General features: G+C 73.7%; 21 protein-coding genes. 7 read left to right on the top strand and 14 right to left on the bottom strand.

The genetic code is table 11. From position 1 onward, the window contains the following. Position 1: 1 nt before the first annotated feature. Positions 2-487, top strand: coding sequence for an HtaA domain-containing protein (locus tag ACYVK5_RS25130; RefSeq protein WP_460708881.1), 486 nt, complete (start codon positions 2-4; stop codon positions 485-487). 25 nt (positions 488-512) lie between these two features. On the opposite strand, the gene ACYVK5_RS25125 is transcribed toward ACYVK5_RS25130, so the two are convergent. The 3 genes from ACYVK5_RS25125 to ACYVK5_RS25115 form a co-directional block, all read right to left on the bottom strand. Next, positions 513-974 carry a GNAT family N-acetyltransferase gene (locus ACYVK5_RS25125; RefSeq protein ID WP_460708879.1) on the bottom strand — a complete coding sequence of 154 codons (462 nt, stop codon included), beginning with the start codon at positions 972-974 and terminating at the stop codon, positions 513-515. 61 nt (positions 975-1,035) lie between these two features. Continuing rightward, the gene (locus ACYVK5_RS25120; protein ID WP_460708876.1) at positions 1,036-2,283 is read right to left on the bottom strand and encodes a MinD/ParA family ATP-binding protein; all 1,248 of its coding nucleotides are present in this window, start codon (positions 2,281-2,283) and stop codon (positions 1,036-1,038) included. Between the two features lie 127 nt (positions 2,284-2,410). Beyond that, positions 2,411-2,881, bottom strand: a complete 471-nt coding sequence (locus tag ACYVK5_RS25115) for an HNH endonuclease (protein ID WP_460708873.1) — start codon at positions 2,879-2,881, stop codon at positions 2,411-2,413. A 506-nt stretch (positions 2,882-3,387) separates the two neighbouring features. On the opposite strand from ACYVK5_RS25115, the gene ACYVK5_RS25110 reads away from it, so the two are divergent. Continuing rightward, on the top strand, positions 3,388-4,206 hold the full coding sequence (locus tag ACYVK5_RS25110; protein WP_460708871.1) for a metal-dependent hydrolase: 819 nt from the start codon (positions 3,388-3,390) through the stop codon (positions 4,204-4,206). A gap of 7 nt (positions 4,207-4,213) precedes the next feature. Here the strand turns inward: ACYVK5_RS25110 and ACYVK5_RS25105 are convergent, their stop codons facing one another. Next, on the bottom strand, positions 4,214-5,890 hold the full coding sequence (locus tag ACYVK5_RS25105) for a MinD/ParA family ATP-binding protein (protein WP_460708868.1): 1,677 nt from the start codon (positions 5,888-5,890) through the stop codon (positions 4,214-4,216). 160 nt (positions 5,891-6,050) lie between these two features. On the opposite strand from ACYVK5_RS25105, the gene ACYVK5_RS25100 reads away from it, so the two are divergent. The 4 genes from ACYVK5_RS25100 (at position 6,051) to ACYVK5_RS25085 (ending at position 12,898) form a co-directional block, all read left to right on the top strand. Beyond that, positions 6,051-7,064, top strand: a complete 1,014-nt coding sequence (locus ACYVK5_RS25100) for a hypothetical protein (RefSeq protein WP_460708866.1) — start codon at positions 6,051-6,053, stop codon at positions 7,062-7,064. Positions 7,065-7,178: 114 nt separating this feature from the next. Next, positions 7,179-9,203: a serine/threonine-protein kinase gene (locus ACYVK5_RS25095; RefSeq protein WP_460708864.1), complete on the top strand. Its 2,025-nt coding sequence runs from the start codon at positions 7,179-7,181 to the stop codon at positions 9,201-9,203. A gap of 69 nt (positions 9,204-9,272) precedes the next feature. Beyond that, positions 9,273-11,687: a protein kinase domain-containing protein gene (locus tag ACYVK5_RS25090; protein ID WP_460708862.1), complete on the top strand. Its 2,415-nt coding sequence runs from the start codon at positions 9,273-9,275 to the stop codon at positions 11,685-11,687. 305 nt (positions 11,688-11,992) lie between these two features. Beyond that, entirely contained in the window at positions 11,993-12,898 is a 906-nt protein-coding gene (locus tag ACYVK5_RS25085) for a serine protein kinase RIO (RefSeq protein ID WP_460708860.1), read from the top strand. Positions 12,899-12,916: 18 nt separating this feature from the next. Here ACYVK5_RS25085 and ACYVK5_RS25080 read toward each other — a convergent pair whose 3' ends face one another. After that, the gene (locus ACYVK5_RS25080; protein ID WP_460708858.1) at positions 12,917-13,765 is read right to left on the bottom strand and encodes a hypothetical protein; all 849 of its coding nucleotides are present in this window, start codon (positions 13,763-13,765) and stop codon (positions 12,917-12,919) included. Between the two features lie 203 nt (positions 13,766-13,968). Beyond that, positions 13,969-15,135 carry a trans-sulfuration enzyme family protein gene (locus ACYVK5_RS25075; protein WP_460708856.1) on the bottom strand — a complete coding sequence of 389 codons (1,167 nt, stop codon included), beginning with the start codon at positions 15,133-15,135 and terminating at the stop codon, positions 13,969-13,971. A 59-nt stretch (positions 15,136-15,194) separates the two neighbouring features. On the opposite strand from ACYVK5_RS25075, the gene ACYVK5_RS25070 reads away from it, so the two are divergent. Beyond that, positions 15,195-15,662, top strand: coding sequence for an Lrp/AsnC family transcriptional regulator (locus tag ACYVK5_RS25070; RefSeq protein WP_460708854.1), 468 nt, complete (start codon positions 15,195-15,197; stop codon positions 15,660-15,662). A 27-nt stretch (positions 15,663-15,689) separates the two neighbouring features. Here ACYVK5_RS25070 and ACYVK5_RS25065 read toward each other — a convergent pair whose 3' ends face one another. The 8 genes from ACYVK5_RS25065 to ACYVK5_RS25030 form a co-directional block, all read right to left on the bottom strand. Then, positions 15,690-16,589, bottom strand: coding sequence for a hypothetical protein (locus tag ACYVK5_RS25065; protein ID WP_460708852.1), 900 nt, complete (start codon positions 16,587-16,589; stop codon positions 15,690-15,692). Positions 16,590-16,687: 98 nt separating this feature from the next. Continuing rightward, a complete protein-coding gene (locus ACYVK5_RS25060) occupies positions 16,688-17,341 on the bottom strand; it encodes a 4'-phosphopantetheinyl transferase family protein (protein WP_460708850.1) in 654 nt (217 codons plus the stop codon). Beyond that, positions 17,338-17,607: an acyl carrier protein gene (locus ACYVK5_RS25055; protein WP_460708848.1), complete on the bottom strand. Its 270-nt coding sequence runs from the start codon at positions 17,605-17,607 to the stop codon at positions 17,338-17,340. Before ACYVK5_RS25055 ends, ACYVK5_RS25060 begins: the two co-directional genes overlap by 4 nt. A 36-nt stretch (positions 17,608-17,643) precedes the next feature. Further along, entirely contained in the window at positions 17,644-19,320 is a 1,677-nt protein-coding gene (locus ACYVK5_RS25050; RefSeq protein WP_460708845.1) for an acyl-CoA dehydrogenase, read from the bottom strand. Further along, entirely contained in the window at positions 19,317-21,020 is a 1,704-nt protein-coding gene (locus ACYVK5_RS25045; RefSeq protein WP_460708843.1) for an acyl-CoA dehydrogenase family protein, read from the bottom strand. Before ACYVK5_RS25045 ends, ACYVK5_RS25050 begins: the two co-directional genes overlap by 4 nt. Beyond that, entirely contained in the window at positions 21,017-22,786 is a 1,770-nt protein-coding gene (locus tag ACYVK5_RS25040; RefSeq protein ID WP_460708841.1) for a fatty acyl-AMP ligase, read from the bottom strand. The genes ACYVK5_RS25045 and ACYVK5_RS25040 overlap by 4 nt, the downstream gene beginning before the upstream one ends. Then, the gene (locus ACYVK5_RS25035) at positions 22,783-23,298 is read right to left on the bottom strand and encodes a hypothetical protein (RefSeq protein ID WP_460708839.1); all 516 of its coding nucleotides are present in this window, start codon (positions 23,296-23,298) and stop codon (positions 22,783-22,785) included. The genes ACYVK5_RS25040 and ACYVK5_RS25035 overlap by 4 nt, the downstream gene beginning before the upstream one ends. Next, positions 23,295-24,257, bottom strand: a complete 963-nt coding sequence (locus ACYVK5_RS25030; protein WP_460708837.1) for a hypothetical protein — start codon at positions 24,255-24,257, stop codon at positions 23,295-23,297. Before ACYVK5_RS25030 ends, ACYVK5_RS25035 begins: the two co-directional genes overlap by 4 nt. Positions 24,258-24,385 lie beyond the last annotated feature (128 nt).

Here is a 24,385-nt window from a genome sequence, read left to right as displayed (position 1 = left end):
CGTGCATCTGGACTGGGAGATCAAGCCGAGCCTGCTCATGTACGTCGCCGGGGCGCCGGGTGGCCGCCTCGTCGTGGATCCCGAGGTCGGGGGTGAGGGTGCGTCGTTCTGGTTCGGGCTGGACGCGGAGCGCTCCGCGGGCCTGGACGGTGGTGGGACGACGGCGGACGCGCGTGCGTTCGCGTTCCGCGGCTCGGTCGCGTTCTTCGGGCACTTCGGGTCGTTCGTCGGTGAGATCGGCGACCCGGAGGTGCGCGCCGACGGTGACGGGGACGGGGACGACTGGACGATGTCGGTCCTGGACCGTGAGTCCGGGGTGCGGACGGGCGCGTTCCGGCTCGTGGGCGCTCCGGAGGTGGCCGACGACGGGCGCCGGCTCACGTGGCCCCGGGTCGAGGTGAGTGCGGCGGGCGCGAGCCTCTGGGGCGGGAACTATCCGGCCGGCACGCGGTTCGAGCCGGTCACCGTCGACCTCGGTCTCGCGTAGGGCGTCAGCCGCCGAGGATGGAGCCTCAGCCGCCGAGGACCTTCGCGTAGTGGAGGAAGGAGACGTCCCGCGCGAAGCCCTCGGACTCGTACAGTCCCTGGGCGGCGACGTTGTCCCAGGCCGTGGCGAGCGAGACGCGGATCGCGCCGGCTTCCTTCGCGCGCTCGCAGATGGCGCGGACGAGGGCGCGGCCCGCGCCGGTCCCGCGGGCGGCGGGTTCCACGAAGAGGTCGTTGAGGACCCAGACGGGGCCGAGGCTCACCGACGACCAGGACCGGTACGCCTGCGCGATCCCGACGGCAGGCCGGCCGTCTCCCGTCTCCTCCGCGATCAGCAGCGCCGTGTCGTCGGACGCGAACCGCGCGCTCAGGAACTCCCGCACGCGCCGCTCGTCGGCGGCGTGCTCGTAGAAGGCCAGATACTGCAGGAACAGTCCGGCGACGGCGTCGAGATCGGCATCGGTCACGTCACGTACTTCGATGGGCACGCGGGTGATCATGACAGGTCCACACCCGTGAAGGCCATTCCCATGGCGTTTCCCATGGCGTTCAGAACCCTCGCGCGACCGCCGCGCCGGCCGCCAGCCAGGCGCGTTGCGTGGCCGGGCGCAGTGACCGCAGGCTGAGTCTGCCGTCCACCATGCCCGGGTCGAACGGCACGGTCACGACCTCCCGGGCGAGGTTCCGGTACCCCCGCACGACCTGTCGTAGCTCCGCCGGTGTGGCCTTGGGGTCCGCCTGGCTCACGAGCACCACCGCGCCGCGGGCCAGTTCGGCACTGCGCGGGTCGCGGGCCGCGAGCGCCTCGAGCAGCAGCGCGCCGGCCTCCGCGTGGTCGTCGCGGGTGGTGGTCGCGACGACGAGCTGGTCGGTGTGGTCGATCATGCGCAGCCACATGGGGTCGGACTCGTCGTTGCCCGAGTCGATGAAGATCAGCCGGTAGTACTTGCTGAGCACGGCGTGGATCGCGTCGACGTCGGACGACGAGATCCGCTGCTCGTCGGCGAGCACCATCGGCTTGGAGCGCAGGACGTCGAACCGCATCTGGGACTGGTGGTGGATGTACCAGGCCAGGTCGGCGAGCTGCGCTGTGGGGCCGAGGAAGTGGTCGATCTGCGGCAGCAGGTCGTGCAGGGTCGCGTCGTGCATGCCCTGCTCGGTGCGCCAGCCGAGCGTGCCGCGCGTCTGGTTGTTGTCCCAGGCCACGACGCCGGATCCGCCGTGCGCCGCGAAGACGGCGCTGAGCAGCACGGTGCCGGGGGTCTTGCCGGCGCCGCCCTTGCCGTTCACGACGGCGACCGTGCGCGGCCCGGGCCAGTGCTGCGCGACGGCGGCCTCGTCGGCGCGCTCGGCGCGTTCCTCGGGGCTGGGCGGGATGTTCACGCCGATCCGGGAGAGCACTCCGCGCATGCCCCGCCGGGCAGGGTCCTCGCCGCGTTCCTCGACCAGGAAGGAGCGCCGGTCCGGTTCCGGGGCCGACGGCGCGTGTCCGTAGCCGGCGGGCTGGGGCGGGAAGGGCGAGCCCTGCGCGGGCGCCGGCACCCCGCCATGCTGCACATCGCCGTTGGGGTAGACCACGAGCTCGGACGTGCCCTCGGGCCCCGAGGCCGACACCGCCACGGGCAGCCCGACGGCGGCCGCGTGCTCGACGACGCGCCGCATGACCTCGCTGCGCGCCTGGCCGAGCGTGGTCATGTACACGGGATACGGAACGCCGCCGATGCGCACCTCTCCGGTGCCGTCCTCACGCACCACCGCGTGTGCGCGGTCCCAGCCCGGCGCCGCACCGACACTCATGCGCCTGCCCCCTCGACATCGTGCGATCCGGACGCCGGGCCGCAGCCTGGACCCGGCTGCGGGTGATTATTTCACCCACAATCGTGGCACAGGGTACAGCCCGGACGTCGGGGGTCGAGCGGCGCGGCTATGCGATCCGGGCGGCACGCTGAAGCCGTGACCGCGCGTGCTCGGCGCGCGGCACGTACGGCGTGAGGTACAGCAGCATGCCGGCCTCGGCGGGCGTGCGGTCCGCCTTGAACGAGTTGCACTCGTAGCAGGCGGCCACGAGGTTGAGCCAGGTCGAGGGGCCTCCGCGGGACCGCGGCACGACGTGGTCCACCGTCTCGGCGGGCCCTCCGCAGTATGCGCAGGAACCGTCGCGGCGCTTCACGCCCTGCTTGGTGCAGGCGGGTGCGCCGTTGCGCTTGTAGAGCCACCGCATCGCGACGTACCGGACCAGGCGCAGGACGCGCGGTAAGGGGAACGGTCCGAAGGTGCGGCCGTCGACCGCCTCCTCCACGACCGCTACCTCCCGCACGAGCATCCCGATGGCATGCCTGACCGACACGCGATGCAGCGGCTCGTAGCCGGCGTTGAGTACGAGGACATCGGCCACGGTCCGCTCCTTTCGGGTGAGAAGTTCGTTTCGTCGGTGCTGGAAGTGCAAAGAAAAAGCCGCCCAGGACGCAAGTCCTCCAGGCGGCACACGAGTGCTGGTCCGGCAAGCGCCGGGTCAGCGTCGTATCGCGCCTCGGAGGGCCTCGCGGCCGTCCAGGAGGTGCTGCGCGGTGGTCGGGTAGGACGAGGTGCGTGCGCAGCGGATCATGTGCTTCCCGTCCTCTCGTGTCGATACAGCGTGGATGGTGCGAGTGGATACAGCGGTGTGACGAGACCGGGCGACCTCGTCGTGAAGAAAGGTACACACGTAGCCTTGGCGCGTCCATGCCTTTTCTGAATCTGTCTCCAAGAATTCATCAAATCCCGGAGATCCGCCCCCGCGACACGCCGGGGGCGCCACGTCGGGCCTGGTCACCTCCGATGTCGGCGACTCGCGCTACCGTTGCTCCTCGGCCGGGCGTTTCCGGTCGGAACGGACAGCTGGCTGGAAGGAGCCCACATCCCATGATGGGAGGACATCACGCTGCCACAGGCGCCGCCGCCTGGGTCGCCGTGACCTCGACCGCACCGTTCGCCTTCGGCTGGTACGAGGGGGTCTCCCATACCGGCGTCGTCGCCGGCGCTCTGGTCTGCGCGGGCGCGGCGCTCCTGCCCGACGCCGACCATCACAACGGCACCATCGCCAACTCGCTGTCGCCCGTCTCGGACGCGGTGGTCAAGGTCGTCGAGAAGCTCTCCGGCGGACACCGCAAGGGCACGCACTCGATCCTGGGAGTGGTCGCCTTCACCGCTATCGCCTGGTTCCTCAGCCTGCTGTCGGTGGACACCGGGATCGACGGCATCGGAACCGTGCTCATCGGCCCGGGCATCATGTGCGTCCTGCTGGTCGCGTTCGCGCTGAAGGCACTCAAGATCACGCGCGACACCAAGATCCTGCCGTGGACGACGTCGGTGACCCTGGCCGCGCTCATCGCGGTCTTCGCGCCCGAGGAATGGTTCTGGATGCCGTTCTGCGTGGCCCTCGGGTGCGTCGTGCACATCCTCGGGGACCTCATCACCACGAACGGGGTCCCGGTGTTCTGGCCGCTGAAGTTCAAGTCCCCCTACTGGATGCGTGACGGCCGGGGCATCGAGCTCGACAGCTTCTGGCGGCGCAGCGGCAACATCGCCCTGCCGATCCTCGGAAACGCCGGGTCCGTGCGCGAGTGGATCCTCCTGGTCCCGATCTCGCTGTACGCGGTGACCGGCATCGTGTGGGCGCTGCTGAACCAGATGGGCTACGACACGATGCCGCTGTGGGAGCAGCTCACGTCCTGGGTGTGAGCGCGGCTCACAGACCGCGCGCCACCGCCGCGCCCGCGGCGAGCCAGGCGCGCCGCGTCGCGGGACGCAGCGCCCCGTAGCGCAGGTGGCCGTCGACCATGCCCGGGTCGAACGGCACCGTCACGACCTCGCGCGCGATGCTCTCGTACCCGGTGGCCACCTTCCGCACCTCCTCGGCGGGAGCCTTCTGATCCGCCTGGCTCACCACGGCGACCGCCTGCTGCGCCAGATAGGCGGAGCGTCCGTCGCGCTCGGCCAGCCCCTCCAGGAGCAGCGCGCCGGCCTCGGCGTGGTCGTCGCGGGTGGTCGTGGCGATCACGAGCTGGTCGGTGTGGTCGATCATCCGCTGCCACATCGGGTCGGACTCGTCGTTGCCCGAGTCGATGATGATCAGCCGGTAGTACTTGCTGAGCACGGCATGGATCGCGTCCACGTCCGCCTGACCGATGCGCTGCTCGTTCGCCATCGCCATCGGCTTGGAGCGCAGCACGTCGTAACGGTCACGCGTCTGGTGGTGCACGTAGCGGGCCAGGTCGGCGGCCTGCGCCGACGGCCCCAGCAGATGGTCGGCCTTGGGCAGCAGGTCCAGCAGCGTCGCGTCGTGCGGCCCCTTCTCCGTGCGCCAGCCGAGCGTGCCGCGCGTCTGGTTGTTGTCCCAGGCCACCACGCCCGCCCCGCCGTACTGCGCGAACACGGCCGACAGCAGCACCGACGACGGCGTCTTGCCCGCCCCGCCCTTGCCGTTCACGATCGAGATGGTCCGCGGGCCCGGCCAGTGCTGGCTCACGTCCCGCTCGTCCGCCCGCTCGCCCCGCTCCGCCTCGCTCGGCCCCACCGGCAGGCCCATGCGGGTCAGCCAGCCGCGGAAGCCCTGTTCGGCGGGTTCCTCCACCGATACCTGGGTGAGGAACGACGTGCGCTCGTCCCGGCGCGCGGGAGCGGAGGGCCCGGCCGCGGCGTCGCCGTCCGGCTCGAACGCGACCGGCGACGCCGGACGACCCCGCGCCGCTTCCTCCTCGCGAACCCAGTCCGCGACCCCGTCCGGGGCCGACGGCGTGGGGCCGGTAGCGTGCGGAGCGCTGTGACGTCCGACGTCGGGCGGGGTGCCGTGATGCGGGAAGCCGTCGTCGTGGGAGGGCGGCGGCACGGGCGCGCTCCGCCCGGCCGGAGCAGGGAGCGCGTCGATCGGGGCGGGGGCGTTCGAGGCGGCCCCGTCCGGCACGGCCCTGTTCGGTGTCCCGTCGATCGGCGCGGCGTCCGGCGATGGCGGGCTCATCGGCGTCGTGCCGCCTGCGTGCCCGGGCACCGGGATCGCGGGCGGGGAGGCGGGGATGCGCGGCACCGTCATGTCCGTGTCGGGCAGGGAATCGAGCGCGGGATCGGGCATGGTCTCGACGACCGGCGTCGCACCCGACGGCGTCGGGCCGTCCTCCTCCGGCACCACCGTGCCGTCGGGGTGCACGACGAGCCTCCACACGCCCTCCGGGCCCTCCGCGCTCGCGCGCACGGGGCGACCGACCTGGACCGCGTTCTCGGTGACGCGGCGCAACACCTCGATCCGCGCCTCCTCGAGGCTGCCCGTCATCACCGGGTAGACGCTCCCGTCGATCCGGACCTCGCCCGAACCGTCCGTCCTGACCACGGCCTCGATCTGAGGCCAGCTGCGCACCGTCTCCGTGCTCATCGGCGTGCTCCTCGACTCTGCTGTTCGTCTCGCCGAGGCCAAGCCTCCGCCATCTCGCCCCCGAAAGCGACAGGAAACACCGCTTTCGACCGGTGCGGGCGGCTGGTAACTTGCTGAAGTCGCCCCGTGACCAGCCGGGCGCCAGGCGTGAGGAGTCAGAGTGTCCGACCCGACCGTCCGGTTCACCCCGGGCATGAACCCCCGGCCGATTCGATCCGGCGAGCCGATGACGACGCTGGTCTTCGACCAGGAACTGGTCGGCAGACTCCAGGCGCTGCAGCGGGGCGGCTTCAGCATCCGCGCCGAGCAGGTCATCACGGAACACCTCGCGAAGGTCGGGCAGCACCGCGCGGGCGGGCGCACGCCGCACGAGATCAAGGAATACATCTGGCAGCAGATGCAGTGGGGCGACGCCGGAGTACCCGCCGCGCCCGACGGCGACCTGCACTCGCTGCGCCGCTCGGTGCGGGCGAACACCGAGATCATCGACCCGCCGGGAAGCATCCGGCCGCAGCCGCCGGGGCAGGGGCAGCCGCAGTCACCAGGGCAGTTCCAGCAGCCGACGGGACAGTTCCCGCAGCCCGGACCGTTCCAGCAGCCTGGAGCGATGCCGTCGGCGCAGCCCTCCGGCTCCGGCGCCCCCGAGGACCCGGGCGATCAGGCGCCGGAGGGCGGCGCGGGCGCGCGGGTGGTCGGCGAGATCCTGGGGTGGGTCCCGCGGGCGCTGCTCCTCGTGTCGGTCTACCAGCTGATCCGCCTGGTCCCCGAGTTCGACCGCATGCCCGACGTCTCGCGGTGGGAGCCGTTCCGCACGATCGGCGACGGCGTCCTGGAGGCGCTCAACCTGAACCCGGAATGGAGCGATCAGGCCGCTGACCTGACGATCCCGGTGCTCGGCGTCGTGCTGGCCGCGCTGCTGAACTACGTCACGCCGCTGCGCCGCGGCCGGAAGCTGCACACCTGGCCGTACGTGCTGGTGATCGGGGCGTGGATCGCGGTCTTCGCGGTGTCCGGCGTGTGGTCGTTCGCCTCCGACGCGTCCGAGGACGTCCAGCAGGGTATTCAGGACCAGGTCGAGGACGCCGTCGACGATCAGGTGGAACAGCTGACCGACGACGCGAGCGCCGCCGCGAGGGACGCCCTGGAGGAACAGGTCCAGGGCGACGACGGATGAGCCCCCGGCCGGAACCATCAAGTTGTCTGCCGATCGTGATTCTGGGAGCCTTTCGGCACTGGTAGGTTGCCCTGCGGGCTGACCTGCGTTTTTGTCCTGTACTGAGGAGTTTTCATGTCCGACGAGACGTATCGCCCCACGCACGGAGCGGTCCCGCCGGACCCGAACGCGACGCGAGTGCAACGCTCGGCGCGGCCCGCCGACGATCCCTACGCGACGCACGTGCAGCGGCCGGCCGCTCCGACCGAGGACCCGTTCGCCACCCGGGTGCAACCGCCGACCGCGCAGGCGCCCGGCCACGTCCCCGCGACGGGCGAGGTGCTGGGCGGTTTCGTGCTGCGCGAGTCGCTCGGGCACGGCGGGTTCGCCCACGTCTACCGGGCCGAGTCCCCGGCCGAGGGCGTGGTCGCCCTCAAGGTCCTGACCAACTCCCAGGCGGGGTCCCGCGAGCGTTTCGTCACCGAGGCCACGCTCCTGGAGCAGCTCGGCGGGCGCGGCTTCCCGGCGTTCGTGCGCGCCGACCTCGAGGCCCCGACCCCGTGGTTCGCCATGGACCTCGTGCCGGGCAGCACGCTCGCACAGCTCGTGCACGAGCACGGCCCGCTCCCCCGCCAGGACCTGCTCCGCGTGGCCGACGACGTCGCCGGCGCGCTGGCCGTCCTGCAGGAGGAGCACTACCTGCACCGGGACGTGAAGCCGGCCAACATCATCGTGTCCGACGGCCGCTGCGTCCTCATCGACCTCGGCATCGCCAAGGGGCACGGCTCGCAGACCTCCACGCACGCGGCCGGCACCCTCGCCTACATGGCACCCGAACTCTTCGTGCGCAAACCCCACCCCCGCTCGGACGTGTACAGCCTCGGGCTGCTGCTCATCTTCTGCGCCACCGGCTCGCTCCCGGCGGACCTGAACTTCGCCGGCCGGGACCTGACGCCCGAGGACGTCGGACCGGTGGACCCGGCGATCCTGCCGCTGGTGCTGGCCATGACCCGGCAGGACCCGGCCGGACGGCCGCCCCTGCACAACATCGCCCGCGCGGTGATGTCGCTCGCCTCGCAGCAGGCCCCGGAGCCCGGCCTGCTGCACGCCACCGAGACCACGCACACCGAGCGCGGCGTGGTCACCGACGTGGTGACCGCCGGCAGTCTCGCCGCCGGGGCCGCGGCCGCCGCGGTTGCCGCCCAGCCGGCCGGACCGCCCACGCAGGCGATGGGACCGGCGGGCACGCGGACCGAGGTGTTCAGCCCGGCGCGGCAGGCCTCCGCGGCCGCGGGTCCGCCGCCCGCGTCGATCCGGCCGCAGCAGCCCATGCCGCAGCAGCCGGCGACCCAGCAGCAGCCGGTGATCCAGCAGCCGGTTCCGCAGCAGCCGGTCCAGCAGCAGCCGGTCCAGCAGGGGTACGGATATCCGACGTATCCCCAGCCGCCGGCCCGGCCCGGCGGGCAGGGTTATCCCGCGCAGCCGCAGCCCGGTGGTCCCGGCACGGGTGGTCCGCCGTCGGACGCCGGGCGCCCGCAGCCGTCGTCGTACCCGGAACCGCTGCCGTCGCGACGCGACGAGCGGGAGCGCGGACGGGATCCCGAGCGGGACAACGACGCCGGGTGGCGGTTCGTCAGCATGCTGCTGGGGCTGATCCCGGCGGTCCTGCTGGGTATCGCCGTCTATCAGGTCCTCCGGCTCGTCCCGGGCTTCGACTCGATGCCCGACATGTCGCAGGCGCCGCTGTTCCGCGCGCTGGGCGACTGGCTGCTGCTGACGCTGAACCTGCCGCTGGAGTGGTCCGACACCATGGCGAACCTCACGATCCCGCTGCTCGGCCTCGTGCTGGCGGGCGTCCTGAACATGGTGACGCGGGTAGCGGGCAGGTCCGAGGCCCGGCGGCGGCGCCTGTGGCCGTACTTCCTGACGATCGGCGTCTGGATCGTCGTGCTCGCGGTGCAGGGCATCGTGGCCGCCGTGACCGAGGGCGTGGAGAACGCCCGGGAGGACATCGGCAACAGCATCGAGCAGGGGATCGAGGAGCAGCAGGAAGACCTCCAGGAGCAGTTCGACGAAACGGTGCAGGAGCAGCAGGACCAGATCGAGGAGCAGGCGACGGAGACGGGCGAGGACTTCTTCGATTCGATCTGGCCGTTCTGACGGTCACATATCACCCCCGGAGCAGCGGTTTGTCCCGGAACCTGTACGCCGGCTTGGTACCTTGCGCACATGCCCCGGGCCGAGCAGATTCCCCCAGCACCGGACCTCGACGACGCCGCGCCCGTGTCCGTCGACTCCGCTCCGGTTCCCCCGCCTCCCCCGCCTCCGGAACCCGGAGAGCGAGAGGCGGACGCGGCCGCGCCCGAGCCCGCGTCGGAGCCCGAACACGGACCCGGGGCGACAGAAGCCCTCGACGTCGACGGCGAGGCCGTACCCGCCGCCAAGGTTGAACCTGAGATTGAGGGTTTGGCCGCCCCTCCGGTGAACCCTGAAGCTCAGGTAGAGCCCGAGGACGAGACCAACCCTCGAGTCAAGGTTGAGACTTCCGCGGAGCCGGAGCCCGGACCAGAGCCGCAGCACGAACCGGAGCCCGAACCCGAGCCTCGACCCGAGGTCAAGGCTCCGCCCCCTCCCCTCCCCGTGCGCCCCGTGCGGCGCATACCCGCGAGCGGGGAGCGGGTGGGCGACTACACGCTCGGCGAGTCGCTCGGTCACGGCGGGTTCGCCCACGTGTACCGGGCCGAGGCCCGTGACGGCGGCGAGGTCGCCGTCAAGATCCTGACCGGCCTGCCCGACGACGCCCGGGACCGCTTCGAGCAGGAGGCCGAGCTCCTCGAGCAGATCGGCGGGCGCGGCTTCCCGCGCTTCGTCGAGTCGGACATGGACGCTTCGCAGCCGTGGTTCGCGATGGAGCTCGTCCCCGGCAGCACGCTGCTGGAACGGGTGCGGGCGGAGGGACCGCTGTCCGGCCGCGACGCGCTGCGCCTCGCCGAGCAGGTGGTCGACGCGCTGCTCGTGCTGCAGGACGCACGCTGCCTGCACCGCGACCTCAAGCCCGCGAACATCATGGTCGAAGGCGACCGCGCCGTCCTCATCGACCTCGGCATCGCCAAGGTGTTCGACGCCGCCACGTCGACGCAGCCGGCCGGGACGGTGTCGTACATGGCACCGGAGCTGTTCGGGCGGCGCGTGCACCCCCGCTCCGACGTCTACAGCCTGGGTCTGCTGCTCGTGTTCGCGACCACGGGCGCGCTTCCCCCGGACCTGAACTTCCTCGGGCGGGACCTGGCCGCCGAGGATCTGGTGGAGGTCGCGCCGGGCGCCGGCCCCGGCACCGCACCGCCCGAGATCGACCGGCACCTGCTCCCGCTGATCCTGGCCATGACGCGGTACCAGCCCGCCCACCGGCCGCCGCTGGCGAACATCGCGGGCGTCGTGCGCGCCCGGCTCCGGGGTGCGGACGCCGACCCGACCCTCCTGATCGCCGAGCAGCTCGTCGCCGACGGGGTCACCGCCGCCGAACGCGCGATCCTCCCGGCGACGGCCGTGCTGCCCATGTCCCCCGAGCGGCCGACGAAGGTGTTCGAGCGCGGCCCCGCCGCCGGCGACAGCGCCGACGCCGTCCCACCGGGCCGTGCCGGGGAGCCGTGGCACGCCCTGGTGTACGACCGCGAGCTCATGAACGTCCTGTCCGAGGTGCACGCCGACGGGTTCGACGGCGCGGCGTCCCAGGTCATCGCCGACCATGTCGCGCAGCTCGGGGCCGACGCGGCCGAAGGGCACACCCCGGCGGAGATCAAGGACTGGATCTGGCAGGCGATGCGGTGGCGTGCGGCGGCACCCCCGGACGGCCACGCGGACACGCTGCGCGGCTGGCGCAGGTTCCGGAAGCCGGAGCCGGCGGCCACCCAGGTGCAGGAACCCGTGCGTCCGCAGGAGCCCGCCCCGCCGTCGTACGCGCCTCGCAAGAGCCCCGTGAAGCACCTCGGGCCCGCGCCGCACACGAGCTCGGTGAAGCACCTCGGGCCCGCGCCGGCCCCGCCGGCCCAGGCTCCGCGCACGCCGGCCCCGCCCACGCAGGCCCCGCCCACGCAAGCCACCTCCGCGCTGCCGCGGTCGAGGCCGCCGTCGGTCCAGCCACGCTCGACCGCTGGGGGCTCCGCCGGTTCCGCCCGGCCGAACGTCGGCGCCACGCGTCCGATGCCCGCCGTGCGGCAACCACCGGCGCAGGCCCCGGCGCCGCAGCCCGCGCCCGTCCAGCGTCCCGCTCCCGCCCGGCGCCCCGCTCCCGCGCCCGTCGCGAAGCGGTCGGGCTCCCCGGCCCCGGCAGCCGGTGCCGCACCACGCCCGCGGAAGGCCGCCGGCTTCCTGGGTGCCCTGCTCCGCTGGGTCCCTCGCCTGCTGCTGCTCGCAGCGGTGGCCCTGACCCTCGGCGCGGTCGGGTCGACGGCGCTGGTGCCGTGGCTCGCCTACGTCACGAGCCTGCCGGTCGGCGTCGTCCGGCCCGCGGAGGGGCCGTTGATCGCGGTGGTCGCGCTGTTCGTCGCCATCATGCTGCGATCGGCCGGGCACCGGATGCACGTGTGGTTCTACGTCCTCGGGGCGCTGCTCGTGACGGGCGGCGCGATCTTCCTCGCCACGTGAGCCGTCCCGATCGCGGCGGACCGGGACGCACAGGAAGGCCGGGGAAAATCCCTGGCGCACGTCCAGGGTCCGGTGCCAGGGTGAGCCCCACGGTCCCTGGACGGGGACCGGCCAGCGTTCCGTCGGCACGGCCGGCGGCTTCCCGGAAAGGAGGTGGCGTCATGGACGAGGACCTGACGCCCGCCGCACACCCCTCGCATCCCGCGGGCACGGCTGCGGCAGACGCCACCCCACTTCCGGAGCACGCGCCGGCCGGCTGATCCGCACGGTCGCCCGCAGTGCTCCAGCTTCCGAGGAGCACCCCGTTGTCCCGTTTCCCCGCAGTACCTGATTCCCCGTACCTGACCGAGCGCCGCAGACGTGCCGTGCGGGCGGAGGAGCCCGCGCCCGCCGTCGTCGAGCCGGGACCCGGCCAGCGCTGGTCCACGTGGCGATCGGTCGCGAAGGGCCAGCGCGGCCCGGCGCCGCGCCCCGACTGGCTCGTCACCTCCGACGCGGCGCTCGACACCGAGCTCGGCGTCCTCAAGACCGGCAAGGAGGCGGACGCGTTCCTGATCGAGCGCGCCATCCCCTCGCACGACGACGCCCGGCCACCGGGCGCCTGCCTGCTCGTCGCCAAGCGTTACCGCGGTCGCGAGCACACCACGTTCCACCGCGACGGCGACTACACCGAGGGCCGCCGCTCCCGGCGCACCCGCGACCAGCGCGCCGTCGACGACCGCAAGTCCCGCTGGGGCCGGGCTGTGGCCGCCACCCAGTGGGCCGACGCCGAGTTCGTCGCCATGGCGGCCGCCTGGGAGGCCGGCGCGCCGGTCCCCTACCCGGTACAGATCGACGGGACCGAGCTCCTCATGGAGTTCGTCGGCGACACGGACCCGGAATCCGGCGAGATCGTGGCCGCGCCCCGGCTCGCCCGGGAGCGTCCCGGCGCGGAGCTGCTGGAGTCCTACTGGGAGCAGCTCGTCGGTGGCATGTCGGTACTGGCGCGACTGGGGTACGCGCACGGCGACCTCTCCCCGTACAACGTGCTGGCGCACGGCGAGCGGCTCGTGATCATCGACCTGCCGCAGGTGGTCGACCTCGCGTCGAACCCGTTCGCGTCGGAGATCCTGCTGCGCGACTGCCGCCACATGTGCGCCTGGTTCGCCACGCGCGGCCTCGACCGGGATCCGGAGGCCCTCTTCGCGGACCTGCTGGCGCAGGCCTGGTGAACCGCTGAGCCCGGGGCGTCAGCCGGCCGGCGAACCGCTCGGCGACGGCGTCGGGTCGTCGTCGGCCACCGTTTCCTTGTCGAACAGGCCCTGGAGGCCTTCGGTCAGCCCTTCGTCCGCCGTTTCCGGCGGCGGGCCGGTCGTCGGATCGCCGGACGGTTCGTCGCCGGGTTCGCCGGAGGGCGCGCCGGAGGGCGCGTCGGTCGGCACGTCGAGCGGTGCGTCGCTCGGTTCCTCCGACGGCTCGCGGGAGAGCCCGCCCTCCGGTTCGGACGGCTCGGGCGGTTCGGAGGGCTCGGGCGGCTCAGGCGACTCGACCACCGGATCGGTGACCGTAGTCGTCCCCTCGGGAAGTTCCCCGGCCGGGACGTGGCGCACCTGCGTGATCACCGACGCGGCGTCGAGGACGGAGGTGCGCCCCGCCTCCAGTTCCTCGAGGTGCCGCTCGCGCCGCTCCTGGCCGGCGTCGTCGGGCAGTTCCTGCTGCACGACGCGCGACGCCTCGTCGAGCGCGCCGCGCAGCCGCTGCAGCGTGACGGGGGCCGACACGGCCGCCCGCGCGGCGGCCGTGTAGACGACCTCGCCCGCCGCGATCGTCTGGACGGACCGGTCGCGGGACTCGTCGACCAGCCGGTCGACGGCACCCGGCGGGACATCGCCCCCGCCGACGACGACGTCCGCGGTCACGATCGCCGGGATCAGCACGGTCTCGCTCGTGGACCCGGCCCCGTACCGCGGCTGGTCCTCGATCATCAGGGCCACCGCCCCGCCGACGCACAGCATCGTCACCACGAGTGCACCGGTCCCCACCATGAAAGCGGACCGCCGCCCGTAGAACCACTCGCCGGCCTTCTGTGCCTTGCCCATCGGGCGCCACTCTAGCGACAATGCAGTCCCCGCGGCCGACGTCGCGTCCTGGCCTGGTCCGGGTCCGCGCCGAGGGCACGCGCCGTCTCTACGCGGTGGACGACGACGGCACCGCCGTCGCCCGGGAGTGGCTCGCCCGCGGAAAGCGCGAGCGCCGCCGGGCTGACGGGCGCTCCGCGCTTGGCACACTTTTTCTGTCCGCCTCAGGACACCGCGTCCAGCGCCTGGTCCAGGTCGGCCCACAGATCCTCGACGTCCTCCAGGCCCACCGAGAGGCGGATCAGGTTCTCCGGGATCCCCGCGTCGGCGCGGGACTCCGGGTCCATGATGTGGTGGCTGATCGAGGCGGGGTGCTGGATCAGGCTGTCGACGCTGCCGAGGCTGACGGCCGGGGTGATCAGCCGCACCTCGCCGATCAGGGCCTGGGCATCGCCCGCCACCTCGAACGCGACCATCGCGCCGCCGCCGCTCATCTGGTCCGCCGGGCGGGGCGCACCGCCGAGGCCGGGATAGCGGACGCGCGACACGGCGGGGTGCCCCTGCAGGCGCCGGGCGAGCTCGGCCGCGCCCGCGGACTGGGCCCGCATGCGCACCGGCAGCGTCGACAGCCCCCGGTGCAGCTGGTACCCGGCGAGCGGGTGCAGCACGCCGCCCGTGACGAACCGGACCTGGCGCAGCACGCGGGCGAACTCCTCGGAGCAGGCGACCACGCCGCCCATCACGTCGCCGTGGCCGCCCAGGTACTTCGTGGCGCTGTGCAGCGTCATCGCCGCTCCGTGCGCGAGGGGCCGCTGCAGCACGGGCGTCGCGAACGTGTTGTCCACGCACACCGGCACGGGGGCGCAGGCGTCGGCCAGCTCCTGGATGCCCGCCTCCGACAGCGTGGGATTGGCCGGCGTCTCCACGACCACCAGCCCCGTGCCGTCCGTGATGGCCGACGGCGCCTCCTTGGCCGACGCGAACGTGGTGGTGTTGCCCAGCAGCCCGGAGTCCAGCAGATGATCGCTCGTCCCGTACAGCGGACGCACCGCGACGACGTGCGGCAGGCCCGCCGACACCCGCGCCAGCAGGACCGCCGACAGTGCCGCCATCCCGCTGGCGAACGCGACGGACGCCTCGGCGCCCTCCAGCTCGGCCAGCGCCTGCTCGAACCGGCGCACCGTGGTGTTCGCCGCGCGGGCGTAGACGGGCGGGCCGCCGTCGTCCTTCCCCTCCGTGAAGGCGTCCAGCCGCGCCGCCTCCCCGGCCGCGTCCCGGGAGGGGTACGTGGTGGACAGGTCGAGGGGCGGGGCGTGCAGGCCGAGGTCGGTCAGATCCTCCTTGCCGGCGTGCACGGCACGGGTGGCGAGAGATCGGGTGTGCGAATCCATGGCGTACTGTTCGCACACAATGCGGGATTTCCGGCCGGACTCTGGTAATAATTCGACCCATGACCCGAGAAGTGCACCTCGATTCGGTCGACCTGGCGATCCTGCGAGAACTGCAGAACGACGGGCGCCTGGCGAACAAGACGCTCGCGCAGCGGGTCGGCGTCGCGCCGTCGACCTGCCTCGCCAGGACCCAGCGGCTGCAGGACACCGGCGTGATCCGCGGCTACCGGGCCGAGATCGATCCGGCCGCCGTCGGACGCGGGCTGCAGGCCGTGCTCGCCATCCGGCTCGCGTCGCACTCCCGGCCGCTCCTGGGACCGTTCGTCGAGTGGGCGCGGCAGCTCCCGCAGACCCGGGCCGTGCACCACGTCACCGGGCCCGACGACTTCCTGGTCCACGTCGCCTGCACCGACACCGACGACCTCCAGCACCTCGTGCTCGGCCTGACCGCCCGCCACGAGGTCGGCCGGGTCCAGACGGACCTGGTCTTCGCCTCGTGGCCGGGCGGGCCGGTCACGCCGGCCTGATCTGCCGTGAGCCGCGGAGGTGTCCGATCAGGCCGTGGCCGTAGGCGTCGGCGACGGCGTCGGGCTCGACGGCTCGGGCGACGGCTCGGGAGCGGGCGACGGCGTGGGAGCCGGCGTGGTGCCCGGGTCGTCGTCCCCGTCGCTGCCGTCCCCGTCCCCGTCGTCCGGGTCGCCGCCCCCGGTCCCGCCGTCCCCCGTTCCTCCCGAGCCGCCAGAGCCGCCCGAGCCCGAACCGCCCGAGCCGCCAGACCCGGAGCCGCCCGGGTCCGGGCTGTCCGGCCCGTCCGCCACGGTGTCCCCGCCGGGCGACTCCCCCGCCGGCCCGGTGGTGTCGTCGTCGGCCGGACCGACCGTGTCGTCGGGCGCGACGGCCGCCGTCGTGGTTCCCGGCGGGAGCTCGGAGCCGGGGACGGTCCGGACGGCGGTGATCCGCGCCGCGGCGTCGAGGATCTTCGTGCGCAGACCGTCCAGCGTCGCCAGCCGGCGCGTCTGCTGCTTCTCGGTCGCGTCGCGGTCGAGCGGGTCGTCCAGCGCCTCGGACGCCTCGTCGAGCGCCGCGCGCAACTGCTCGAGGGCGCCCGACGACGCCGTCGGCCGGGCCGCCGCGTACACGTCCTCACCGGCCCGGACCGCCTCGGCGAGCCGGGCGGTCGCCCGCTTCAGGCTGCCGGGCAGGTCCTGCGGGTCCACTCCCTCCAGGTCGTCCACCGACATGATCATCGGGATGGGCAGCGGGCTGACGGCGGCCGCGGCCGCCGTCGGTCCGGAGTCGTCGCCCCGGTTCGCCAGCGCCAGACCACCGCCGCAGACGACGGCCGCCACGAGCGCGCTCACGCTGGTCGCGATCACCGGCCGCCGCCAGTGCGCGTCCTTGTCCCCCTGTGGTGCGGAGGTCCAGATTTCCCTTTGTTCCCCTTGCTCCTCCATGTCTGGCACGATAAGCACGCCCGGAGACTCCGCGCCCGGTGGGTCGTGATATAGAGCGCTGAATCACCCTCACCTCACGCGCCGCTGCGGGCTCTCGCTCATGGCAGGGGCGCGGGGGGCCGCGTCGCGCACACCCGGTGGAGACCGACGTCGGCCCAGCCGAGCGCGGGGTGCCGCACCGACCCGTCCTGGCACACGTCGAGGCTGATCCGGTCGAACCCGTGCGCGAGCCCGGTACCGGCCGCCTTGGTGAGAGCCTCCTTGGCGAGCCAGAGGTCGAGCAGGCAGGCGGCGCGCGCCGACGGCGGCAGCCGGCCGAGCGCGGCGCGCTCCGACGGGGAGCAGAACCGGGCCGGCAGCCCGTGGGCGCCGAGGTCCCGGTCCCGGCGTTCGACGTCGACCCCGGCAGGGCCCCGTACCCCCGCCAGCGCCACCACGAGGCCGGCGGTATGGGCGATGCTGAGCCAGGTCCCCGCCGGGCGGCGGACGGCGGGGGGCCGGCCGGGGCAGGACGGCGCGAGACGGGCCTCCGGGCGGCCCGCACGGGCCAGGGCGTGGTACGCGGCGGCGCGCGACCGTTCGAAGCGGAGCCGTGCCGCGGTGGTGTGGAACGACGCGTAGCGATCGGGGTCGTCCCGCAGGACGCGCACCCGGGTCGCCGCGGTCACGTGCGCGTCCTCGGACAGGGCGACGACGGCGGTGCCCGGCCGTTCGAGGGCGACGACGGGATGCGGGGCGCCGTGCGGTCTCACTCCGCCATCTTCTCGGCGAGAGCGACGGCCAGCGCCTGGATCGTCGGGTGGTCCCAGGCGATGGTGGCGTCCACCTCGATGCCGTAGGCGTCCTCGATCTCGCCGCACAGCGCGAGCGCATAGACCGAGTCGAGGCCGAGCTCGGCCAGGGGCGTGGTCGGGGTCACCTGGTCCACGGCAGCGGTGCCGAACCCGACGACCTGCTCGGTGAGCCATGCCTCGAGATCCTGGGTCGTGGGGGCGGGTGTGGGGTCGCTTCCGGTCATGACGTGCTCCTCGCTGTCTCTGGGGATGCTGCGCCGTCAGGGGGACGGTGTGAAGACGGGTTCCGCGGTCAGCCGCGTGGACCGGAGCCCGGACCGGCGTGCGACGAGGGTGGTGGCGGCCAGGTCGTGCGCGTCGCCGTCCAGGTCCGGCCCGGCCAGCCCGAGCAGGGCCGCGCTGCGGCGCAGCGTGGCGGCGAGCCAGCGCGGGTCGGACCGGTGCGTCCCCTCGGCCCGGTGCGCGTACCAGGTGCCGACGACGGCGGACGCGGCGAGCAGCACGCTCAGGTCCCGCGCGAGGTCGAAGGTCTCCTGGTCGCACAGCCCGGTGAAGCGGACCCTCGGACTCGCCGCGACGGTCGCTGCCAACGCGTCCAGCCGGTCGGCATGCCGTCCGACGAGGGCGGCGGCCCCGGGAGAGGCCGCCTCCAGTGCCCCGCGCGCGGCCTCGTCGTGCAGCGCGCCGGTGAGTCCGTCGCGGCCGGCCACACCGAGCGTGAGCCGGGCCAGGTCCGGTTCCCCGGCCAGCGCGTCGTCGTCGAGCAGGCGCGGCTCGTACGGGACGGGGGCACCGCGCGCCCAGCGCGGCAGGTGCGGCACCATCGACATCAGGCAGCTCGTGCCGCCGGCGTGCCCGATGGGCAGCACCGTCAGGTCGCGCACCAGTTTCTCGAGGATCCCGTACGGGGCGACGCGGCCGTAGAACGTCGAGCCGAGCAGGGTCGCCAGCTCGTCCAGGCCGTCCTGGACCAGCTCGGGCACCAGGTACTTGCACGCCGCGGACAGGAGGAAGCTCATCTCCGGCGCCACGTGCAGCGCGCGCACGGCCGCGCTCGCCAGCGCGTCGGCCAGGAGCAGGTCGGTCCACGCCACGGCCAGGATCCTGCGGCTGTACGGCAGGTCCAGCACCGTCGTGCCGTACAGCCGCCGGCCGGCGGCGTAGTCGACGGCGACGTGCAGGGCCGCGTCCAGGGAGCCGATCGCCATGGCGGGCAGCACGGACCGGGTGACCTGGAAGGCCCGCAGCGCGGTCTCGGTGGCCGTCCCCTCGGGACCGATCAGCGAGCCGCCGGGCACCGGGGCACCGTCGAGGTCGGTCCCGCCGAGCCGGACGCCGCGCATGCCGGCGGTGCGGTAGCGCGAGTGCCGGCGCACGCCCTCACCGCTCGCGGGATCCCACAGCACGAGGCTGTGCGACCGCGGGCCGTCCTGCGGGGACGTGCGCGCCATGAGGACCACGCGGTCGGCGCGGTCGATGTTGTTGATGACCGCCTTGGTGCCGCGCAGCACCCGGCCGTGGGGGCCGTCGTCGAGGCGGCACGCGTTGCGCGTGAGGTCGTTGCCGTGGTCGAGCTCGTGGAACGCGACCGCCACACGGCCCCCGTCCAGCAGTACGCCGGCCACGTCCCGCTGCTGGGCCGGGCTGCCGGCGAGCCACACGTTCACGCAGGCCATGAGCGAGGTGACGCCGAATCCCAGGCCGAGCGCCGGGTCGCGGCGGAACACGGGCATGAGACGGTCCACCATCTCGCGCGTGGAGACCCAGCGCCCGCCGAGGCGCGCGGGCACGAGCTCGGCGTTCGCCCCCCACTCGTGCAGCAGGTCCTCGCTCCCGGCGCTCAGCTCCCGGGCGTCGTCGGCGGCCAGGAGCGACGAGTACGAGAAGGGACCCTCCGCGAACGGATCGCCGAGCACCTGCTCCAGCGGCGCGGTCATCGTGCTCCTCCCCCGGCGAGCATCCCGACCGCGCCACCGGCGGCGGCCGTGCGCGCGACATCGACCAGGCCGTCCACCGCGTGGGCCGCCTCGCGACCGTAGGCGGGCCGGCCACCGTCCAGCCGGGTCGGGTCCAGCATCCGGGCCAGGCGCACCAGGCCCCGGTCGAGCCGGCCCTCCCCCGACCAGAACGCGCCGGGCGCGTCGTCGTCGGCCGCGACGCCGAGCAGCGTGGCGGCGGCCAGCACGACGGCGTACTCGTGCGCGGTGCGGTAGCGGTCCGGGTCCGGGTGCCGCTGCGGGGACAGCCGTCCGGCGCCGGCCGTGAGGTCGGCGGACCGGCGCACCAGCGTGGCGGCGACCGCGCGGCCTGCCGGGCCGAGCAGGTGCTCGCCCCGCTGGGCCAGCACCGGCAGGTGCCGCACCAGCCGCGCCCCGGATCTCGTCCGCAGGCGCAGGCGGCCGGGCGTCCACGGCGTGGCGCACCTGGCCTGGGAGAACAGGCCGCCGGGCAGCGGGTCCGGCTCGTCACGGTGCCGGCCTATCGCCGTGAACTCGTTGATCACCGCGTGCAGGTTCACCAGCGAGTTCCCGTCGAAGATCCCGACCACGCGGTTGTCCCGCACCGCCTTCTGCACGTGCCCGTACGGTCCGTCCACGAGCACTCCGCGGGCACCGGCGAACCGGGTGAGGGTACGCAGCATCCGGTCGGTCAGGTGCGTCACCAGATACTTGACCACCGGGCTGACCAGCGCGGACTCCTCGGGAAGGAGCTGGAGGTGCCGGGCGCCGGCCAGCGCCACGGTCTCGGCCACGGCCAGGTCGCACACCGCGTCGGCGAGCGTCTCGCGCGCGGCGGGCAGGTCGGCGAGGGTCCGCCCGTACAGCCGGCGCTCGTCGGCCAGCCGCACCGACGCCTGCACCACCGTGTCCGCCGCCCCCAGGGACAGCGCCGTGCACAGCGTGCGGGTCACCTGGAGGCCCTTCAGCACGATCTCCAGGCCCTCGCCCGGTTCCCCCACCATCCGGCCCGGTGGGACGAGGGCACGGGAGAAGCCGAGCCCGCTGATGTCCGCACCGCGGATGCCGTGCGTGGCCACCTTCTCCCGGGCACGCAGCCGGTCACGGCCGACCTCGGCCTTGTCGACGAAGAACAACGACAGCGACCGCGGCCCGGGGTCGTCCGAGGTGCGTGCCAGCACCGTCATCGCCCGGCCCCGCGTCGCGTTGTTGATCAGCCACTTCTCCCCCTCGAGCACCCACGAGCGCCCGTCGGGCCGCGCGGTGGTGCGAGTGGCGAGCAGGTCGCTGCCCCGGCCCTGTTCGGTGAGGCCCCAGGAGACGGACTCGCCGGCCAGCACCATCGGCGCGACCACTTCGTGCGCCAGATCCCCGGGCGCCGTCCACGGGCAGACCGCGCCGAGGAACGTCTTTCCGTGCGCGACAGCCGCCGTCAGGTCCCGGCGGGCCACCGCCCGCACCGCCAGCAACGGGGAGAGCAGGTCCACGAGCTGCCCGCCGTGCTCGGCAGGCACGTAGTCCGCCTGGAGGCCCGCCGCGACGACGGCGTCGAACTCCTCCTGCGGGAACGCCGCCGCCTCGTCCAGGGCCACGCTCCGGCCGAACGAGATCGCCGCGTCGGCCGTGCACGGGTCCCCGAGGGCGGCGTCCAGCGCGGCCGCACGCGCTCCGGCGGTCACGACGCGTCCCCCCGCTCCTCCGGCGGGACCACGAGCGGCATCCCGCCGTCCTCGACCATCGCGCGGACCCTCCGTCGCTGCACCTTGCCGCTGGTGGTGCGCGGCACGGCGCCGCGCCGCGTGAGACGGACCGTGACGGAGCCCGTGCCGAGCGCGTCGGTCACGGCGCGGTGGATCCCGGCACGCAGCCCGTCCGGCGTCCGCGCGGCGGCCCACGGCATCAGCTCGACGACGACGGTGACGCGGCCGTCCGCGGCCTCGAAGGCCGCCGCGACCCCGGTGCCGGCCTCCCCGGCGGCCGTCGCCGCCACGTGCTCGACGTCGGCCGGGTACACGTTCCGGCCCCGGACGATGATCAGTTCCTTGATGCGGCCCGTGACGTACAGCCGCCCGTCCACGAGCGCGCCCAGGTCACCCGTCCGGTAGAACGGCCCCTCGTCACCGAGCCACGCCGCGAAGTCCTCGGCAGTGGCGGGCCGCCCACGGTACCCGCGCGCCACGGTCGCGCCGCGCACCCAGATCTCTCCGACGACGCCGTCCGTCACCTCCCGGGGCGTCTCCTCGGGCGCGACGATCCGCACGTCGGTCCCCTCGGCCACGGTCCCGCAGGAGACGACGTCGACGCCGGCCGGTTCGGGCACGGTCACCAGGCGGTTCCCGGCCAGCGCGTCGGGGTCGGCGTGCAGCACCCGGTACCGCCCCTCGGGCTCCCGGCCGCTCACCAGGAGCGTGGTCTCGGCCAGGCCGTACGCGGGACGGAACATCTGCCGGACGAACCCCGTGCCGGCCATCAGCTCGGTGAACGCGACCAGCGTGTCCTCACGCACCGGCTCCGCGCCGGTGACGGCCGTGCGCAGGGACGACAGGTCGAGGCCGGCCACCTGGCCGGGACGCAGCAGCTTCGCGCACAGCGCGTAGGCGAAGTCCGGCGCCACCGCGCAGGTGGCCCGCGACTCCGACAGCAGCCGCGGCCACGTCACGGGGCGGCGCAGGAACTGGCTGGGCGTGGTGAACGCCAGCGAGCCCGCCACCGCGAACGGGTGCAGGATCTGCCCCACCAGCCCCATGTCGTGGTAGTGCGGGAGCCAGCCCGCTATCACCATGCCGGGGCGCGAGTCGAGCGCCGCGGCGATCGACCGCTGGTTCGCGAGCAGGTTGGCCTGGCTGATCTCCACGCCCTTGGGCGAGCCCGTGGAGCCGGACGTGTACTGGAGGATCACCAGGTCCTCGGGGGTCACCTCCGGCGGTTCCCACGCGGCGGCCGCGGACGGGCCGTCCCCGCCGCGCCGGCCGGCGTCGAGGGCGGGAAGCACGACGACGTCGACCTCCTCGCCGGCCGACGCCGCGGCGACCGCCGCGCCCGCGCTGTCGCACAGCACGAGACGCGAACCCGCGTCGGCCGCGATCGCCTCCAGCCGGTGCATCGCGTGGGGCTGTCCCCTCGTCGGCAGCGGGACGGGCGCGACCACCAGCCCGGCGTGCAGGGCACCGAGCAGCCCCCGGAGGAAGTCGATCCCCGGCTCGAACGCGAGCACCGCCACGTCGCCGGGAGTGAAGCCGGCGGCCCGCAGCTCCACCGCGGTGCGGCGCGCGTCGCGGGAGAGCTCGGCGTACGGGAGCCGGGTACGCTCGTCGGCCGACGCCCAGAACTCGACGTGCTCGTCCGCGGAGGCCAGGACGCGGAACATCCGCTCCGAGAAGGTCCGGCACCCGTCGTCGGAGTCCAGGGGCGGCACACCGGTGACGGTGTCCTCGATCGTGCTCATCGCGGGCTCGTCTCGTCGGTCCGGTCGTCCAGCCAGGCGCGGAGCTGGTCGAGGTCCCGGACGATCCAGTCGGCGGTCGACACGACGGCGAGGTTCTCGACCATCTCGGTGACCGCGACGACGGGAACGCCCGCGAGGTGCGCCGCGTACATCTCCATCGCGGTACCCATGCTGGGGATGCGGTGCGGGAGGTAGGCGACGCACAGGTCGCACCGCCCGGCCTCGCGCGCCATCTCGCGGAAGATCGTCCGCAGCTCCGCCGCCCTGCCCGGGAGGTCGGCGGTCGCGAGGACGGGCGGCGCGTCGGAGGCGATCCGGACGACGAGTTCGGCGAGCGCCGGATCGGCCATGCGGTCGCGGACGGGTGCGCTCGGGTCGAAGCACTCGACGCCGGGAAACGCCTCGGTGAGGATCGTCGTGAGGTCCGTCCGGTACTGCTGGTCCTCGACGTCGACGCCACGGTTGGCCCCCTGGATCGTCCCCGCGAGGAAGATCCGGCGGGGGCGGATCAATTGTCCTCCAGCCGGTAGGGCTCGAGCCGGGTGCCCGGGTCGGCGAGGGCCTGGTAGACGCGCGCGGCGGCGAGGATGTGGTCGGTGATCTCGGCCCGCGTCGCGGACACCGCGGACTCGAGCGCGTCCCAGAGGGGCTCGGCGTCGCCGGTACGGCTCCGCGCGAGGCGGCCGTCACTGGCCCGGAGCCACAGGTCGGCCGCGGTGAACTGCCTGCCGGCGAATTCCTCGAGAGGGAGGATCGCCTCGATGGTGCCGCTCAGGTCCGGCCGGACGGCCCGGACGGACAGGCTGGTCTGCTCGGGGTCGGTGAGCAGGGCCGGCAGGTCGCGGGTGAAGTCGGTCAGGTCGAAGGTGCTCTTGGACCTGAGCGTGAAGTGCCTCGACAGGACGTACTGGTCCCGGGCGGGGCTGTACCTGGAGTAGGAGAGCCGGACGAGGTATCCGTCGTCGACGGCCTTGTACCGGGCGCTGAGGCGTCCGGCTCTCTCCTCGCCGTCGGCGCCGCGACGCGTGGGGAGGGCCGGGACGTCGACGGCGGACCGGCCGCGGGCGACCTCGTGGGCCGGGAAGCGGACCGGCTCACGATGCAGCAGGTAGGGGTCGAGTACGACGATCCCGCCCTGTTCGTCCTCGAAGACGGCGCCGACGTGGCGGTCGTCCTGGAGCAGGCGTCCGGGAGGCGCCCCGAGCGCGGTGGCGCGCTCGGCGACCTGGATGGTCTGGTGGATGCAGGCCGCCCCGAACCGGGGGTCGGGAGGTTCGGGCGCGTACCGGGTGAGGAACTCGGCCGCGCTGTTGTACGGCATGCCCAGCAGGATCTCGTGGAGGGCGAGGGTGTACGGATCCGATCGGGCGAGCTGCTTCTTGCCGGGGGCGATGCCGGACGGGCGGTCGAGGTGCGTCTCGGTGGTGCGGCGCCTGCCGGCGTGCCGGTCGAAGAGAAGGGGAAGTTCCATGGTGATAGTCCTTCCTGCCGGTGACGGCTCGTGGCGAGCACGTCAGGAGAGTCTTCACCGAACACAATCACCCGATATCAGCACGCATACACAGAATCAGGCGATCGGTACATATGGCACAATACCAT

This window comes from Myceligenerans halotolerans, assembly GCF_054782975.1.
This window is presented reverse-complemented; position numbering and strand designations above follow the sequence as displayed.